Below are 15,990 nucleotides of genomic sequence, written 5' to 3'. Positions count from 1 at the left end.
CTTCTTAGGTGGTTCCCGAAACGAGAAAGGCGCCGTCGGCGCCTTTCTCGTTTCCAGTGATCGTGTCCGGTCTCAGCGATAGTTCAGTTCGCGCCAGGATATCCGGCGAATGTCGCCCCCGGACACCGAAGTCACGATCGGCTCGGCTTCGCTGCTGTCGTCGGTCTTGCGGATCAGGCCGATGACCTGGCCGTTCGGCGTCACGATCAGTACGACGCGGCTCGCCAGACCGGGCCGCAGGCGCTTGCCCACGTAGGGAAGGGCGTTTGTACCGATCGGAGCCATCCCGGTTGCGAGGTCGAACTGGAACAGATAGCTCGTCCCGCCCGGCACGCATGGATCGGACGCGCTCGGGACGTTGGTCGTGAATGCGACCGTGGTGTGGGCGATCGCAGGATCGGTCGTGGCACGTTCGCCGCTGATGTTCAGATCCACCCTCCACCCGCGCTTCGCAGACCAGTTGATGTCCGCTGCATCGGACAGGGTGCGCGTGCCGTCGGTCTCCGCGGCGAGGGTCCGAGGCGTCAGGTCTGCGCGCACGACGGTGCTGCCGCCGCGGTCGATGCGATCTTCGATGACGTAGAACGTCTGGACCTGGGCCGCGTCGGCCGCGGAGACCGTGGTACCGGGGACGTCCTTCTCTCCAAGGTAGCGCCCCGTGCCCACCACGACCAGGTTGCGGAAATCGTTGCCGGCCTTGACGCGGGTGAGTTCGGGCGCCGCGGTGATGGGCTGGACGTTGCCGCTGGCGTCGGTGAGGACCGCAAGTTTGCTTGTCGACCAGGCGTCGGGGTTGGTTGCGCTCAGGTCGAAGCGCCACAGGTTCCCCTTCAGGTCCCCACCGTAGACCCACTGCACGCCATTATTGACGTCGGCGTTGTGCACCCAGGCGCTGAGCTGGCCGAGCCCGCTCGGGTCGCTGGCGCTGCCGACGCCCGTGGAGAGCTTCTTGATGAGCGCACCGGTCTTGGCGTTGAGAACATACAGGTAGCCTCTGCCGTCGCCACTCGAGTTGTTGTAGCCCGAGCTGACGAGCACGACCCACCCCTGGCCCGAGCGCGTCTCGTTACCCCGGTTGTCGGTCGTGACTACCTCGTGCTTGACGATGATCGGCCGCGAGAAGGCGAGGCCGAGATCGGCGTCGCCGCTGAATTCCCACAGCACCTTCGCCGTGAGCGGGCTGGACTCGGTCACTTCGGGGGAGGTGATGTCGAGTGCATAGAAGCCCTTGCCGCCACGGCCGAGGCCACCCACCAGCAAGGTGCGCCAGTCGGCGGTGCCCCGCGTTCCCCCGGTGAAGCCGAAATCCACATCGCCTTCGGTGAGATAGCCGTCAACCGTGGCCTCGAACAGTCCGTTGGGCGAGGCCAGTCCGGGCAGCCGCGGAAACACGGCCTTCGGGACGTAGGCCCACTTCTCCGCGCCCGTGGAGGCGTCGAATGCATGCATCATGCCGTCGTTGGCGCCGACGTAAAGCATGCGGGTGCGTCCCGCGGTGCTCGAGCGGAAGCTCGCGTAGCCGGCGTCGGCATAGGAGCGGTCGGGCTCGCGCACCAGGACCGGTTCGCTGTGGATGATCGGACCGAGGAGCTGCAGCCGGCGACGCAAGCTCGTCGACTCCTGGCTGCGGTCGCCGCGCAGGTAGGCGAGCACCTGCGCACCATTGCCAGCCCCGGCCGGGGACTGAAGCTGACCGACGAGCGTGGTGCCGAGGCCGCTGCTGGTGAAGTCCACCCCGCTGCTGCCGTTGAAGGTGGCGATCTGGCGCGAGTCCGCGGTGCGCGTCTCGAGCATTTCGGCGACCCCTTTGGCGCAGGTCCTGCTCGCATCGGTCGGGCAGGGTTTTGTCCAGGCCGGTTCGTTACGGTCGGGCTGCCCGGTCTCCAGGTGCAACTTGTAGGCCTTGATGTCGCCCATCCGCTGCGCGGCCTTATAGCTGGTCTCGTAGGTGAAATTGTTCGCGATATCGATGTAGGGCTTGGTCACCGCCGCGGCTGCGGCGCCGCTCGGATTGTTGGCGAGCGATTCGAGCACCTTGCTCATGCGCTGGGCGAAGAGCTCCGGATCGTCGGCGCGGAAGAATTCTCCGCGGCCATTGAGTGCCGCGTGCACGAGGTCGTCGCCCTTCGCACGGTCGGTGTTCCCTCCGGTGGTCGGGTTCAGCCAGGACACCGAGTTCAGGCGGCCCGCGAACAGCGCGACGATGTCGCTTTCCGAGAGCATGCCGGTGATGCCGAAGCCGATGGTGTAGGTGGAGAGATGCTGCCAGAAGGCCGGGTTCCGATCGTCATCGGGAATGCCGTTGGCGAGGCCCGGGCGCAGGTCGGTCTTCCAGTAGTACATCGCCACGTCGGCGAGGGTATTGGTGTAGTCGTCCTTGTACGGGGCGGCCGGCAGGTAGCTAAAGCTCCTGGTGCCGTCCTCGCTCGTGTGCTCGTCGCCTTCGAGGTTGTCGACGTTCGATCCCGAGATGGACGCGCGTGCGCTGTCTCCGTCGTTGTCGTAGTAGCCGTCGGTCATCAGGATGTGGTGGCTGCGCTGGCAGCTCAAGGCCGCGCTGGTAGAGTCCTCGACCTTCGCACGCCAGGGCGGCGCGCTCGTGAAGTAGTTGCCGACATCGTCCATCGCGGTGCGCAGCGGCGTGGTCAAGAAGCGCGGCATCGGGTCCTTGTAGAGCCAGTCGAAGAACTGGGTGCGCCAGCGCTTGTCGGCGGCCTCCTCGTCCTTGAACAGGCGCAGGCCGCGCACGACCCGCTTGGTCGTGAAGCCGTCGATGTCCGTCTCGGTGGTTCGGTTGATCGTCGCGTAGCCGACACGCAGGTTGTCCTTCTGTTCGGAAAAGGCCTTGCCGATCGCCGCGCGTGCGGCGAGGTGGCGGGAGCGGTGGTAGGAGAACCAGTTGGCGAAGTTCTTGATTTCCTCCGCGTAGCTGCAGGGATCGCCGGCACAGTCGGTACGCTTGGGACTGCGGGGGGGTAAGGTGGTGAGGCCGATCTGCACCCGGGCGAAGTTGCCTGGCGTGTTCGTCGTGGTCGTGTCGGTGCGGACCAGAGGGGCCGGGCCGGTGTAGACGAAATAGGTCGCAGGATAGATCGTGGCCTCTGCAACGTTGGAGTTGTCCGGTGGTGGCCGCCAGAGCAGGTTCTGCGTGAGGTCCAGGGTGTAGTCGTCCCTGTTCGGATGACCCGGATTCAGCCAGGCCCGGGTCGGCTCCGCGTTCGGCCACAGGCTGCCGTCGCTGTTGCTCCAGGGCTTGTAGGTTTTTTCCGGGTTGTAATACAGGGGGTTTCCGGCGTACGAACGATAGAAGCGCGCATTGGGGTCGTCGAGATCCGTGGAGACCGGGTTGGCCGGATAGTCGGTGGCGCCGGTGCGCCAATCGTAGACGTTCGCCGGGCGCGGAAAGAGATAGATGCCGTCCCGAAAACCATGTGAATCGGGGATGCTCTCCCAGTACATCGAGCCGGAGTCGTCGAGCGTGAACATCACGTTCGCCGGCACCGTGATCTTCGATTCGGGAGGGACCTCGGAAATCTCGGTCTGGGCGGCGAAGCCAATCTGGGCGGCGAGCAGGCCGGCTGCGAGCAGCGCGAGGCGGGTGTGCCGGGCAAGCGGCCGGAAGGCGGGGTGTGCGTTGTTCACGACGCGTTCTCCGGTTAAGGGCGAGGAGTCCATCAGTCGCGCAGCACGACCTGCACGAAGGACTGCGCATTGTTCGGGCCGGTGACGCGGACGGTCAGCCGGTAACGGATCGACGAGGCGCCGGTGATGCGTGGCGAACCGGCACGGCGGGATCCGCCTTCCTCGGGGTTGTCCGAAACGCAGGATTCGGCACGGTTGGCGATCGGCAGCGTGCCGGTGCACATGCGGTCGATCACGTACTGCACCCGGTATCCATCGGGGATCCGGGAGTCTTCGATGCAGGCGACCTTGTCCCAGTCGAGCGTGGGGACCCCCGGAATCGTGTAGCTGCGCCCACCGATGGTCGGGCTGCCCATCGTGCTCGCCGTGGCGAACATGGTCGGGAAATAGTTCGAGACCGTGGGTTCGGCGCTCGTCAGCCGACAGGTCCCGCCGACCTTCCACTGGCTCTCGCGCGGCTTGGTGTCGAGGTCGTGCGCGGCGGCTTCGACGCCGAAGTCGGAGGCCTGCAGTGCCGCCTGCTGGAAGGCGAGGTTGCCGGCGATCGTGACCGTGGTGTCTACGCTGCGCACGAGCGAGACCGCGGCGATGCTCATCGCCACGAGCATGATCAGCGCCATGAAAAGCGCGGTGCCGCGCTGGCGGCGTTCACCGTGCATCACTCGCGGTTCCATAAGGCATTCCTCAACGGAACCACGGTTTCGTAGCTCCGATAACGGTAGTTGCGCTCCGCGCTGCCCAGGGTGATCTGGACCGGCGTGTCGTATTCGAAGAAGCTGAAGGTCTCGGGCGCGGTGTAGCTGGCGTCGCGCTGGCTCGCGCGCACCAGGACGCCCACGCGCACGGCGACCAGATCCGCCGCCCCGGCTCCGGTGGGGATCGTCGAACTGAAGCTCACGGTGTTGGTCGTCCTGTTCCACCAGCCGTACTGGGCCCGCAGGGCGACGACGTCGCGCACGAGCGTCTGCGCGGCCGTGGTGCTCGCCATGTCGGCGCGCGAGGTCGCCAGGTCGGTGTCGGGTGGCGCGGTGCTGCTGCCGCGCGACTGCAGGCGATAGACCGTCTCGGCGATGCCGCCCGGGCCGAGCGAGCGGATCGTGCCGGTCCCCGACTGGTAACCGTCGGAGGGGAACAGGCCGGCCGAGTCGCCCGGATCGTTATACGGACTGCTCGGGTTGATCTGGAACCGCCATGCACCGCCTCCGCGCCCGACCGAGCCGGGGTCCTGGGTGAGCTGCTGGATCGCGCAGTGGCCTTCCGCGTCGTTGAGCACGATCAGATCGTCCTCGGAAAACCCCATCCCGATGTTCGCGAACATTGTGGACGAGGGGCTGGGCATGGATTCGGTGAGGGTGGCCTTGGCGATCGAGGCCTCTCCCGAACTCGCGTAGCGGATCGTGATGCGATCGCTGCGCGAGGCCAGGGCGCTCGGCGCGCCCGGATCCGCCACGATCGTGACCGGCATGCCATTCATCTCCTGTGCTCCGCTGGTGCCGGGCTTGAGATACTTGATCGTTCTGCAGCCCGTGCCGATCAAGCCGGCGCCCGCGTTCAGCAGATCGCGTTCCAGCAGCGTCATGGCCACCTGGCCGGCCGTCGTCGCGTCGGCGCCGCTGACCGTGTTGGCCTTGTGTGCATTGCTTGCCGAGAAGGTTTGCACCATGACGAGCAGCGCGATCAGGCCGATGGTCATGCCGACCATCAGCTCGACCAGGCCGATGCCGCGCGTGCGTAGCCTTGGAGCGCGGCGCCATCTGCCGGCGCTTGCGCGCCCGGGTGCCGGCCGCGCGGCTTCAGTTGTTGGAATTGATGCGGGCGCGGACGACATGGTTGCTCCATTCGTTGGTCTGCGGGCGCGGCCAGCAGATGGTGAGCCGGGTCTCGCCAGTGGTCTCGTCGTGGCCGATGACCACCTGGGCGCCGGGGATGGTCGCCCGCAGCTTGTTCAACCAGGACGACAGGATGTCTGGCGGTGTCGTCGCGGTCGCAGTGCAGTCGGCGTCGGACCGATAGACAAAATCCTCACGCCTGATCGCAGGCGCCAGCCACATGCGACCGATGATCTCGTCGGCCAGCAGCGCTGCCTCGGCGCGCTGCCGGGCCTCGGTGCTGCGGATGTTCATGCTGGCTTGCAGGCCGACGATGCCGAGCACGCCGAAGGAGAAGATCAGCAGGGCAATCAGCACCTCGAGCAGGCTGGCGCCGCGCTGCGGACGGCTGCCCGCGCAGGCCTTGGAGCGGCCGGGCTGGATGGGGAGTCTCACGGTGCGCTTCATGGCTGGCCTCCTCAACAGGCACGCGGGTCGCCGCTGGCGGTGATGCCGGGCTCGCACAGGCGGGTCTGGCCGCCCGCGCTGACGCCCAGGCGGAGCGTACGTCGTTGTGCGGAGGGGAGATTGTTGCCGAAGTCGATGGTGGCCGTGGCTCCGCCCACACTCATGCCGATCCCGTTGAAGATGAGCGTGCCCCTCGAGGTGCTGACCGTGACGCCCGCCTCACTACCCCCGGCGACGAACCTTTGCACCACCGTCGCGTCGTTGTTGCAGGTCGTGCCCAAGAAGACCACCCAGTTCGTGCCGGTGGTGTCGGCGCTGCAGCCGGTGACGGCTGAGACGACGGCGAACCCGACCGGCAGATTGCGCCGCATCGCCTCGGTACGGGCCAGATCCACACCGGCGCGGAAGGATTCGGCGATGGTGCGGGTGCGGCCGTTGACGATCATCTGCTGGAAGCTGGGTACGGCGACCGCGAGCAGGATCGCTAAGACTGCGATCGTCACCATGGCCTCGACCAGGCCGAAACCGCGCTGGATCGGCGTCCTCATAGACAGCCGCCTCCCCTCTTGCCGACCCAGCAGGTCGTGCTGGTGCCGAAGCTGCCGCCGGTTGTCGCGCGGACGTTTTGCTGGTTCAGCGTGTACGTGAACCCTGCCACGTCCGTGCCGGACTTGCCGGTCGCGGTCAGCGTGTAGGTAGTGCTGGTGCCGGTGCAACTCATCGTGAAGAACTGCTGTGTGGGCATGGCGACGCCGCAGGTGGTGCCGGTCGACACGTAGCTGCGGTTGTCCTGGTAGAACTGCTCCATGCGCACGCGCAGGTCGGACAGCACCGAGGTCGCCTCGACGATCTTCGAGCGGCGGATGTAGTCGGAGTAGGCGGGCAGGGCGATCGAGGCGAGGATGCCGATGATGGCGACCACGATCATCAGTTCGATCAGCGTGAAGCCGCGGGTGCGGGAGGCGTGTTTCAAGGGGGGCTCCGTGTCGGATGGTGCACAGTCTCGATTGCATTGTCGGACTTTGCCGCCGGGGTGTTCGTGACGGATTCTATGGCGCCACGCAGAATGCCGCCGTCGCGGGTGGACGAACGGCGGGGGCTCGGAGGATGATCGGCGGGCGGTGCGCAGCGCGGGCGGGCCCGCTTGGCGGATCGGCAACGGGGAGGGAGATCGGCGCGATGCGGAGGAAGGACGGGATGGACGGATGGAAGGCGGCTTCGGTCGGCGTGCTGGCCATCGCGGCGGGCTTGGGCGCGGGGGCGGCGTACGCTGCCGACGTGGCGGTGGCCGGGCTGTTCGCGGGCCGGGCGGTGCTGGTGGTCGATGGCGGCGCGCCGCAGACCGTGAAGGTGGGCGCACGCACGCGCGAGGGCATCGTGCTGCGGGCGGCGACGAGCGAGGCGGCCACGCTGGAGCACGACGGCCGTGTCTTCGTCGCGCGCCTGGGCGAGCAGGTGGCGAGCAGCGCGGGAACCGCGGCGAGCGAGATCAGTCTGCAGGCCGACGGGGGCGGGCACTTCTTTACCGGCGCGCGCATCAACGGCGTGGCGGTCAATGCCCTGGTCGACACCGGCGCCACCCTGGTGGCGATGGGGCGCAGCGATGCGCTGCGGCTTGGCATCGACTACCGCGCCGGCACGATGGGCCAGAGCGCGACCGCGAACGGGCTGGCGACGATCTGGAAGGTGAGGCTGGACGCGGTGGAGCTCGGCGGCGTGCGCATGCTCGGGGTCGATGCGGCGGTGCACGAGACAGACCTGCCCGTGGTGCTGCTCGGCATGAGTTTCCTCAATCGAATGGACTGGCGGCGCGAGGGCGACCGCCTGCTGCTCAAGAAACGTTACTGAGGCGTCGCGTGAATCCTGCTAGCGGACCGCATGGTCTTCCCCCTCTGGAACAGATCCGCCGCCGGCTGGCCGCGGGCCCGCACCGGGACGGCGGGTTCAACGGCGACGGCCGCGACCTCGCGCGCTCGCGCCCGCCCAAGCCGGCGGCGGTGCTGGTGCCGCTCGTGGTGCGCGACGAGGTGCCGTCGGTGCTGCTCACCCGGCGCACCGACCACCTGCACCATCATCCGGGCGAGATCAGCTTTCCCGGCGGCCGCCTCGAGGACGACGACCCCTCGCCGGTGCATGCCGCGCTGCGCGAGACGGAAGAGGAGATCGGGCTCGCCCGCCGTCACGTCGAGCTGATCGGCGCGCTGCCCGACTACTTCACCGGTACCGGCTTCAGGGTGACCCCGGTGGTCGGCGTGGTGCATCCGCCGCTCGAACTCACGCTCGACGCCTTCGAGGTCGCGGAGGCCTTCGAGGTGCCGCTCGCGCACTTCCTCGATCCGCGCAACCATCAGGAGCACAGCATCCTGCACGAGGGGCGGATGCGACGCTTCCACGCCATGCCCTGGCACGGCTATTTCATCTGGGGTGCGACCGCGGGGATCCTGATGTCGCTGTATCGCCTGCTGAACGAGGAAGGCTGAGCGCGGCCAAGGGTTTCCGGCAGGCGGCGCGCGCTTGCCTTTGTGATATCTTGCCGCACCGATGACTCGGCTCTGTGCCCGGGGCCTTTTCGGCCCGCGACGTCCTGCCTGAATGACCTTCTTTTCCTTGATCCTTGCGCTCGTCCTCGAACAGTTGCGTCCGCTGCCGGCGCGCGGGTGGACGGTGCGCGGGGTGCGCGGCGTGGTCTGCGGAATGCGAGGGCGCTTCGAGGGCGGCTCGGCGGCGCAGGGACGGCTCGCGTGGCTCCTGCTGGTTCCCGCCGCCGGGTTCGCGAGCGCGCTCGCCTTCTGGCTGCTGTGGGAGATGCATCCCGCGCTGGCCTTCCTGTTCAACGTGGTGGCGCTCTACCTCTGCATCGGCTTCCGCCACGACACCCGCTTCTTCTCGGCCATCCACATGGCGCTTCGCCTCGGCGAGCCCGAGGGCGCGCGCAGCCTGCTCGAGGATTGGCGGGGGACCCGCCACGAGGGGGCCTCCGCGAGCGAGATCGCCCGCCTCGCGATCGAGGAGGCGCTGGTCGTCTCGCACCGCCGGCTGTTCGGCGTGATGTTCTGGTTCGTGCTGCTACCCGGCCCGAGCGGCGCGGTGATGTACCGGCTCGCCGGACTGCTGGCCGAGGAGTGGGGGCGCCCGGATGGGGGCGACGCGGGCTTCGGCGGCTTCGCGCTGCGCGCGCGCGAGGCGATCGAGTGGCTGCCTGCGCGGATCACCGCGATCGTTTTTTCCATCATGGGCAATTTCGAGGATGCGATCTACTGCTGGCGCTCGCAGGCGGTGCTGTGGCCGGAGAGGTCGTCGGCTATACTTATCGCTAGTGGTGGTGGCGCGCTGGGCGTGCGGCTCGGCATGCCGGTCCATGTGGCCGGGGGCATCGTGGATCGGCCCGAACTGGGGCTGGGGAGCGAGGCAGGCGTCGATCACATGCAAAACACGGTGAGCCTGCTATGGCGGGCTCTGTTCGTGTGTCTGTTCCTGCTCTTCCTGCTCGCGGCTGCGGGCTGGGTGGGGCGGTGACAAGTCTAATCTCAACAAGGGAGTGGGTTATGGCAAATCGTGAAGTCGTCGTTCTGAGCGCTGTTCGTTCCGCCGTGGGTGGTTTCGGTGGCTCGCTGAAGGACATGGAGCCGTCCGATCTCGGCGCGGTGGTGATCAAGGAAGCGATCGCCCGCGCGGGTGTGGACCCGAAGGCGGTTTCGTTCGCATCCGTCGGCCACTGCATCCCGACCGATTCCCGCTATGCCTACGTCTCGCGCGTGGCCACGATCAACGCCGGCATGTCGATGGATTCGGTCGCCTTCCAGGTCAGCCGTCTGTGCGGCTCGGCGCAGCAGGCCATCGTCAGCTCGGCCCAAGCCATCATGCTGGGCGATGCCGACTTCGCCATCGGCGGCGGCGTCGAAGTGATGTCGCGCGGTACCTACCTGCTGCCCGCCCTGCGCAGCGGTGCGCGCATGGGCGACACCAAGGCGATCGACTCGATGGTCGCCGTGCTGACCGACCCGTTCGGCGTCGGCCACATGGGCATCACCGCCGAAAACCTGTGCACCAAGCACGGCATCACCCGTGAAGAGCAGGATGCCTTCGCGCTCGAGTCGCAGAAGCGCGCCGCCGCGGCGATCGCCGAGGGCCGCTTCAAGGGCCAGATCGTGCCGATCACCTTCGAGACCCGCAAGGGCACCGTCGTGTTCGACACCGACGAGCATCCGCGCATGACCACCATGGAAGCGCTGGGCAAGATGAAGCCGGCGTTCAAGAAGGATGGTTCGGTCACCGCCGGCAACGCCTCGGGCATCAACGACGCCGCCGCCTTCCTGGTGCTGGCCGATGCCGCCAAGGCGGCTGCGGGCGGCCACAAGCCGATCGCGCGCCTGGTGTCCTACGCGATCGCCGGCGTGCCCAACGACGTGATGGGCGAAGGTCCGATCCCCGCCACCAAGCTCGCGCTGCAGCGTGCCGGCCTGAAGCTCGACCAGATCGACGTGATCGAGTCCAACGAAGCCTTCGCCGCGCAGTCGATCACGGTGAACCGCGGTCTCGGCCTCGACACCGCCAAGGTCAACCCGAACGGCGGCGCGATCTCGCTCGGCCACCCTGTCGGCGCGACCGGCTCGGTGATCATCACCAAGCTGCTGCACGAGCTGATCCGCACCAACGGCCGCTATGGCGTCGCCACCATGTGCATCGGCGGCGGCCAGGGCATCACCACGGTGTGGGAACGCGTGTAAGCGTCGTCCTCGTCGCAAGAAAAACCCGCGCGGCCGAGAGGCTGGCGCGGGTTTTTTCGTTTCGGGCGCGCTGAACTGGCAATCGCGACTTGCGTCGCTCCTACGGGGCGGTCTGGGGGTCTCGATCGCGACTTGCGTCGCTCCTACGGGGGGCCTCGATCGCGACTTGTGTTGCTCCTCCGGGGGGCTGCGGAGCTGTGCGGGTTTTGTGGGAGCGACGCGAGTCGCGATCTTCAGTCCGACTCCTTCTCCAGGCGCACCGACGCCGAGTTGATGCAGTAGCGCAGCCCGGTGGGCTGCGGGCCGTCCTCGAAGACGTGGCCGAGGTGTGCGCCGCACTGGTGGCAAAGGACCTCGGTGCGGACCATGAAGTGGCTGCGGTCTACCGCGGTCTCGACGTTGTCGGGCTCGGCTGCGGTCCAGAAGCTCGGCCAGCCGCAGCCGGCGTCGAACTTGTGCTCGGAGCGGAAGAGCGGGGCACCGCAGCACACGCAGTTGTAGGCGCCCTTGTCCCAGACGTCCCAGTATTCGCCGGTGAAGGCACGTTCGGTGCCTTTCTCGCGGGTGACGCGGTACTGCAGGTCGGAGAGCTGGCGGCGCCATTCGGCGTCGGGTTTGTCGACTTCGCGGGCCATGGGAACCTCGTGCGGGATCAGTGGAGGTGGCGCGGCGCCTGCACGCCCTGTTCCTCGGGCATCTCGGCATGCACGACCTCGCCCTCGGGCGAGGGGTAGAGCGGGGCGCCGCAATCGTCGCAGTACTCGAGCGGGAAGTGGTGCTCGAGCGCCACGACGTCGGTGAGACCGGATTCGCGCAATACGGTTTCGATCTGCGCGACGCAGTCGGTGGTCTCGTCCTCGGCCCCCAACAGCGGCCACACCACCCCGTGCACGACCTCGTCGCGGCCGCGCACGGTGAAGCCGATGCGGTATTCCTCGAGAGTGCGCTCCCAGAACGGCGCGACCACCGCGCGCAGGTTGGCGGCAGGTGTTTCCAGCGTGGTGGCGAGGAAGGCGACCGAGGCGCGCACCGAGTAGGGCCGGCTGTCCTTGTCGGCGGCGCGGCTGGCGGCGAAGTAGGAGTCGGGCAGCACGAGGTCGACCGCGCAGCCGGGCAGCAGCGGGGTCAGGCAGGCGCCACCCTGGGCGCGCCACTGCTCGAGCGCGCCGTCGCGGGTGCCGTCCGGCTCCTGCCAGCGGAACAGCGCGGCGCCGCGCGGCACGGCCACCGCGGCGAGCAGGTAGCGGGTGTCGGAGAGGAACTGCGCGGTCTCCGGCATGCCATCGGTGTCGATGTGCAGGTCGAGGTTGTCGGCCGCCGCACCGCAGATCACCTTGGCGAACTCCGCGGTGGCGCAGTAGCCCTGGGGCAGCTGGTCGGGGCTGAAGAGGAAGTCGGCCACCGACAGCTTGGCCCCCTTGGCGAGCACGTGGGCCTGCAGGTGCACGCGCAGGTTGGCGAGCACTGCGGGCGGGATGTTGGCGGCGGGGATGCGGTAGCGCGACCAGGCCAGCACCGGCGCGGCGATCAGCACGACGTCGTGCTCGGCGAGGCTGCCGGCGGCGCATTCGGCGCGCGACTCGATGTTGTCGGCGAGCTCGTCGTAGGCGCGCGCGTCGGCGCTGTAGAGGTGGTCGAGCGCGGCGTTGAGCACTTCCTCGTCGTTGTCGGTCAGGGTCTCGTCGATCAGCCTGGCGAGCTGCGTCTCCCAGTAGTGGTCCTCGATCCGGCTGCCGGACTGGGCCAGCCCGCCGGCGAGCCAGACGAGTTGTTCGGCAGTGCGGCCGAGACCGCCGCGGCGCTTGAGGCGCGTTCTTTTCATGTCGGGTTCCTGTTGCGCTGTTCGGGGTGCCGGCTTGGGCGGCACGCATGACCGCGTATTCTACCAATGCCGCGGGAAAACGCCGGTCGAAGCGCCCGGCGCGCGCTCAGAAACCGGGGCGGTCGACCCGGATGGTCTGCAGGATGGTGGCGGAGATCTCCTCGATCGACTTGGTGGTCGAGTCGAGGCAGCGGATGTTCTCGCGGCGCATCAGCTTGTGCGCGGCGTCGATCTCGTAGCGGCAGTTCTCCAGCGAGGCGTAGCGGCTGTTGGGGCGGCGTTCCTGGCGGATCTGCGACAGGCGCTCGGGGGCGATGGTGAGGCCGAAGAGCTTGGTGCGGTACTTGTGCAGCTCGCCGGGAAGCTTGTTGCGCTCGAAGTCCTCGGGGATCAGCGGGTAGTTGGCCGCCTTGACGCCGAACTGCATCGCCAGGTAGAGGCTGGTGGGGGTCTTGCCCGAGCGCGACACGCCGACCAGGATCACGTCGGCCTCGGCGAGCTCGCCCTCGCTGGAGATGCCGTCGTCGTGCGCCATGGCGAAGTTGATCGCCTCGATGCGGTACTTGTAGTTGAGGCTGTCGGCGATGCCGTGGAAGCGGCCCACCGCATGCGTGGAGCGCTGGCCGAGTTCGGCCTCGAGCGGGCCGATGAAGCGCTCGAAGAGGTCGAGGAAGAGGGCGTCGGATTTGTGCAGTGCATCAACGGTGGCCTGATTGACCAGGGTGCTGAACACGATCGGGCGCACGCCGTCCGCGGCCGCGGCTTCGCGGATCTGCGTCGCGCAGTCGATCGCCTTGTCGATGTCGTCGATGAAAGGGGCGCGCACCTGGCGGAAGCGCGCCTCGGGAAACTGCGCCAACAGGCTGTGGCCAAGGGTTTCGGCGGTAATGCCGGTGCCGTCGGAGACGAAGAAGACGGTGCGGCGGGCGATGTCGTTCATGATTTCGGACCTTGCGGCCCCGACCAGGGGTGCGGGGCGTGTATTGGGGCAAACCCTGTGATGCGGCACAGCACAAAAAATCGTACACTGCCGTTCGCGATATTTTGCTTTTTCCCCAACATTTGCGGAAGCCACCCATGACACGCTACGTGATCCCTTTCAACGAACTGCGCATGTCCGACGTCGAGAAGGTCGGCGGCAAGAACGCCTCGCTCGGCGAGATGATCAGCCAGCTGCCTTCCAGCGTCCGTGTCCCGGGCGGCTTCGCCACCACCGCCGAAGCCTATCGCGAGTTCCTCGCCCACGACGGCCTGGCCGACCGCATCAACGCCGCGCTTGACGCGCTCGACGTGGATGACGTCGATGCCCTGGCCAAGACTGGCGCGCAGATCCGCCAGTGGATCGTGGACCTGCCCTTCCCGGCCAAGCTCGAGGCCGAGATCAAGACCGCCTACGATGCGATCACCGCCGAGGGCGAGGGCAGCTTCGCGGTGCGCTCTTCGGCGACCGCCGAGGACCTGCCGGATGCCTCCTTCGCCGGCCAGCAGGAAACCTTCCTCAACATCCACGGCTACGAGAACATCCTGCATGCGATGAAGGAAGTGTTCGCGTCGCTGTACAACGACCGCGCGATCGCCTACCGCGTGCACAAGAACTTCGCCCACGCCGACGTCGCGCTGTCGGCCGGCGTGCAGCGCATGGTGCGTTCCGATTCGGGCGCCTCGGGCGTGATGTTCTCGATCGACACCGAATCGGGCTTCGATCAGGTGGTGTTCATCACCGCCTCCTATGGCCTCGGCGAGACCGTGGTGCAGGGCGCGGTGAACCCGGACGAGTTCTACGTCCATAAGCCTACGCTCGCGCTCGACAAGCCGGCGATCATCCGCCGCAACCTCGGCTCCAAGCTCATCAAGATGGTGTTTACCGACAAGGCCGTCGCCGGCAAGTCGGTGCGCACGGTCGATGTGCCCGAGGCCGATCGCAACCGCTTCTCGCTGACCGACGAGGACGTGCTCGAGCTCGCCCGCTACGCGGTGATCATCGAGAAGCACTACGGCCGCCCGATGGACATCGAGTGGGGCAAGGACGGCGTCGATGGCAAGCTCTACATCCTGCAGGCGCGTCCCGAGACGGTGAAGAGCCAGGATTCCGGCCTGGTGATGGAGAAGTACCGCCTCAAGCAGTACGGCAAGGCCCTCACCCACGGCCGCGCGATCGGTCAGAAGATCGGTGCCGGCACGGTCCGCATCGTCGGCGACGCCTCCGAGATGAACCGCGTGCAGGCCGGCGACATCCTCGTCACCGACATGACCGACCCCAACTGGGAGCCGGTGATGAAGCGCGCCAGCGCGATCGTCACCAACCGCGGCGGCCGCACCTGCCACGCCGCGATCATCGCGCGCGAGCTGGGCATCCCGGCCATCGTCGGCTGCGGCAACGCCACCGACGTGCTGCACGAAGGCGAATCCGTCACCGTGTCCTGCGCCGAAGGCGACACCGGCTACGTGTATCGCGGCAAGCTGGAGTTCGAGGTCATCACCACCGACATGGGCAACCTGCCCGAGATTCCGGTGAAGATCATGATGAACGTGGGCAACCCCGAGCTCGCCTTCGAGTTCGCGCAGATCCCCAACGGCGGCGTCGGCCTGGCGCGCCTGGAGTTCGTCATCAACAACATGATCGGCATCCACCCCAAGGCCATCCTCGACATCGGCCAGGTGCCGGCCAGCCTGCGCGACGAGATCACCCGCCGCTCGCGCGGCTACGCGACGCCCAAGCAGTTCTTCATCGAGAAGCTGGTCGAGGGCGTGGCCACCATCGCCGCGGCCTTCTATCCGAAGCCGGTGATCGTGCGCATGTCCGACTTCAAGTCGAACGAGTATCGCAAGCTGCTCGGCGGCGAGATCTACGAGCCGGAGGAAGAGAACCCGATGCTCGGCTTCCGTGGCGCCTCGCGCTACATCGCGCACAGCTTCCGCGACTGCTTCGAGATGGAAGTCGCCGCGATGAAGAAGGTGCGCAACGAGCTCGGCCTCACCAACGTGCAGATCATGATCCCCTTCGTGCGCAACCTCGAGGAGGCCGCAGGGGTGGTGGACCTGCTCGCCGAGCACGGTCTCAAGCGCGGCGCGAACGACCTCAAGCTGATCATGATGTGCGAGATCCCGTCCAACGCCATCCTGGCCGAGCAGTTCCTGCAGTACTTCGACGGCTACTCGATCGGCTCGAACGACCTCACCCAGCTCACCCTGGGCCTGGACCGCGACTCGGGGCTGGTGGCGCATTCCTTCGACGAGCGCGATCCGGCGGTCAAGCAGCTGCTGTCGATGTCCATCCAGGCGGCCAACAAGCTCGGCAAGTACGTGGGCATCTGCGGCCAGGGGCCGTCGGACCACCCCGACCTGGCCGAGTGGCTGATGGACGAGGGCATCCAGACCATCTCGCTGAACCCGGACACCGTGGTCGACACCTGGCTCAAGCTCGCCGCACACGGCAAGCGCTGAACGCCGCTTCGGCACGCTGTCGTATCGAGGGCGTCGACCGCGAGGGTCGGCGCCCTTTTTTATGCATCCGGGCGTTGCA

General features: G+C 67.4%; 14 protein-coding genes. 5 read left to right on the top strand and 9 right to left on the bottom strand.

All coding sequences use genetic code 11. The features are described from left to right. Nucleotides 1-72: 72 nt before the first annotated feature. The 6 genes from ACZ5PP_RS05110 to ACZ5PP_RS05085 all read right to left on the bottom strand — a co-directional run bounded on the left by ACZ5PP_RS05110 (nucleotide 73) and on the right by ACZ5PP_RS05085 (nucleotide 6,891). The gene (locus tag ACZ5PP_RS05110) at nucleotides 73-3,642 is read right to left on the bottom strand and encodes a pilus assembly protein (protein WP_464826827.1); all 3,570 of its coding nucleotides are present in this window, start codon (nucleotides 3,640-3,642) and stop codon (nucleotides 73-75) included. A gap of 32 nt (nucleotides 3,643-3,674) precedes the next feature. Next, nucleotides 3,675-4,301, bottom strand: a complete 627-nt coding sequence (locus ACZ5PP_RS05105) for a pilus assembly PilX family protein (protein WP_464826826.1) — start codon at nucleotides 4,299-4,301, stop codon at nucleotides 3,675-3,677. Next, a complete protein-coding gene (locus ACZ5PP_RS05100; RefSeq protein WP_464826825.1) occupies nucleotides 4,301-5,335 on the bottom strand; it encodes a PilW family protein in 1,035 nt (344 codons plus the stop codon). Before ACZ5PP_RS05100 ends, ACZ5PP_RS05105 begins: the two co-directional genes overlap by 1 nt. 100 nt (nucleotides 5,336-5,435) lie before the next feature. Continuing rightward, nucleotides 5,436-5,918 (bottom strand): type IV pilus modification PilV family protein, encoded by a 483-nt coding sequence (locus tag ACZ5PP_RS05095; RefSeq protein ID WP_012585600.1) that lies wholly within the window; start codon nucleotides 5,916-5,918, stop codon nucleotides 5,436-5,438. Between the two features lie 11 nt (nucleotides 5,919-5,929). Further along, nucleotides 5,930-6,466: a GspH/FimT family pseudopilin gene (locus ACZ5PP_RS05090; RefSeq protein WP_004298635.1), complete on the bottom strand. Its 537-nt coding sequence runs from the start codon at nucleotides 6,464-6,466 to the stop codon at nucleotides 5,930-5,932. Continuing rightward, nucleotides 6,463-6,891: a type IV pilin protein gene (locus ACZ5PP_RS05085; protein ID WP_012585599.1), complete on the bottom strand. Its 429-nt coding sequence runs from the start codon at nucleotides 6,889-6,891 to the stop codon at nucleotides 6,463-6,465. Before ACZ5PP_RS05085 ends, ACZ5PP_RS05090 begins: the two co-directional genes overlap by 4 nt. Before the next feature lie 224 nt (nucleotides 6,892-7,115). Here ACZ5PP_RS05085 and ACZ5PP_RS05080 point away from each other — a divergent pair, with 224 nt between their 5' ends. From ACZ5PP_RS05080 to ACZ5PP_RS05065, 4 genes are all read left to right on the top strand, one after another. Then, a complete protein-coding gene (locus tag ACZ5PP_RS05080) occupies nucleotides 7,116-7,766 on the top strand; it encodes a retropepsin-like aspartic protease family protein (RefSeq protein ID WP_012585598.1) in 651 nt (216 codons plus the stop codon). Nucleotides 7,767-7,774: 8 nt separating this feature from the next. Beyond that, nucleotides 7,775-8,398: a CoA pyrophosphatase gene (locus ACZ5PP_RS05075; RefSeq protein WP_004298629.1), complete on the top strand. Its 624-nt coding sequence runs from the start codon at nucleotides 7,775-7,777 to the stop codon at nucleotides 8,396-8,398. Nucleotides 8,399-8,510: 112 nt separating this feature from the next. Further along, nucleotides 8,511-9,434, top strand: coding sequence for a CobD/CbiB family protein (locus tag ACZ5PP_RS05070; RefSeq protein WP_012585597.1), 924 nt, complete (start codon nucleotides 8,511-8,513; stop codon nucleotides 9,432-9,434). 29 nt (nucleotides 9,435-9,463) lie between these two features. After that, nucleotides 9,464-10,645, top strand: coding sequence for an acetyl-CoA C-acyltransferase family protein (locus ACZ5PP_RS05065; protein WP_004298625.1), 1,182 nt, complete (start codon nucleotides 9,464-9,466; stop codon nucleotides 10,643-10,645). A gap of 233 nt (nucleotides 10,646-10,878) precedes the next feature. Here the strand turns inward: ACZ5PP_RS05065 and msrB are convergent, their stop codons facing one another. The 3 genes from msrB to ppsR form a co-directional block, all read right to left on the bottom strand. Then, nucleotides 10,879-11,280 carry a peptide-methionine (R)-S-oxide reductase MsrB gene (gene msrB / locus ACZ5PP_RS05060; protein ID WP_004298623.1) on the bottom strand — a complete coding sequence of 134 codons (402 nt, stop codon included), beginning with the start codon at nucleotides 11,278-11,280 and terminating at the stop codon, nucleotides 10,879-10,881. 17 nt (nucleotides 11,281-11,297) lie between these two features. Then, complete coding sequence (locus ACZ5PP_RS05055) at nucleotides 11,298-12,467, bottom strand: DUF2863 family protein (protein WP_004298621.1); 1,170 nt, start codon at nucleotides 12,465-12,467, stop codon at nucleotides 11,298-11,300. Between the two features lie 106 nt (nucleotides 12,468-12,573). After that, nucleotides 12,574-13,407 (bottom strand): posphoenolpyruvate synthetase regulatory kinase/phosphorylase PpsR, encoded by an 834-nt coding sequence (gene ppsR, locus ACZ5PP_RS05050; RefSeq protein ID WP_004298619.1) that lies wholly within the window; start codon nucleotides 13,405-13,407, stop codon nucleotides 12,574-12,576. Between the two features lie 137 nt (nucleotides 13,408-13,544). Here ppsR and ppsA point away from each other — a divergent pair, with 137 nt between their 5' ends. Beyond that, nucleotides 13,545-15,911, top strand: coding sequence for a phosphoenolpyruvate synthase (ppsA, locus tag ACZ5PP_RS05045; RefSeq protein WP_012585594.1), 2,367 nt, complete (start codon nucleotides 13,545-13,547; stop codon nucleotides 15,909-15,911). The last annotated feature ends 79 nt before the right edge of the window (nucleotides 15,912-15,990 follow it).

It is taken from the genome of Thauera sp. DNT-1, from assembly GCF_055393985.1.
The sequence above is the reverse complement of the archived record's forward strand: the minus strand, read 5'-3'. Positions and strand labels throughout refer to the sequence as shown.

What these genes read in the sequence shown, in the direction of transcription:
- ACZ5PP_RS05055 (WP_004298621.1), bottom strand. Translation starts at nt 12,467, where the DNA reads ATGAAAAGAACGCGCCTCAAGCGCCGCGGCGGTCTCGGCCGCACTGCC.
- ACZ5PP_RS05105 (WP_464826826.1), bottom strand. Translation starts at nt 4,301, where the DNA reads ATGCACGGTGAACGCCGCCAGCGCGGCACCGCGCTTTTCATGGCGCTG.
- ppsA (WP_012585594.1), top strand. Translation starts at nt 13,545, where the DNA reads ATGACACGCTACGTGATCCCTTTCAACGAACTGCGCATGTCCGACGTC.
- ACZ5PP_RS05080 (WP_012585598.1), top strand. Translation starts at nt 7,116, where the DNA reads ATGGACGGATGGAAGGCGGCTTCGGTCGGCGTGCTGGCCATCGCGGCG.
- ACZ5PP_RS05100 (WP_464826825.1), bottom strand. Translation starts at nt 5,335, where the DNA reads ATGACCATCGGCCTGATCGCGCTGCTCGTCATGGTGCAAACCTTCTCG.
- ACZ5PP_RS05090 (WP_004298635.1), bottom strand. Translation starts at nt 6,466, where the DNA reads ATGAGGACGCCGATCCAGCGCGGTTTCGGCCTGGTCGAGGCCATGGTG.
- msrB (WP_004298623.1), bottom strand. Translation starts at nt 11,280, where the DNA reads ATGGCCCGCGAAGTCGACAAACCCGACGCCGAATGGCGCCGCCAGCTC.
- ACZ5PP_RS05070 (WP_012585597.1), top strand. Translation starts at nt 8,511, where the DNA reads ATGACCTTCTTTTCCTTGATCCTTGCGCTCGTCCTCGAACAGTTGCGT.
- ACZ5PP_RS05065 (WP_004298625.1), top strand. Translation starts at nt 9,464, where the DNA reads ATGGCAAATCGTGAAGTCGTCGTTCTGAGCGCTGTTCGTTCCGCCGTG.
- ppsR (WP_004298619.1), bottom strand. Translation starts at nt 13,407, where the DNA reads ATGAACGACATCGCCCGCCGCACCGTCTTCTTCGTCTCCGACGGCACC.
- ACZ5PP_RS05095 (WP_012585600.1), bottom strand. Translation starts at nt 5,918, where the DNA reads ATGAAGCGCACCGTGAGACTCCCCATCCAGCCCGGCCGCTCCAAGGCC.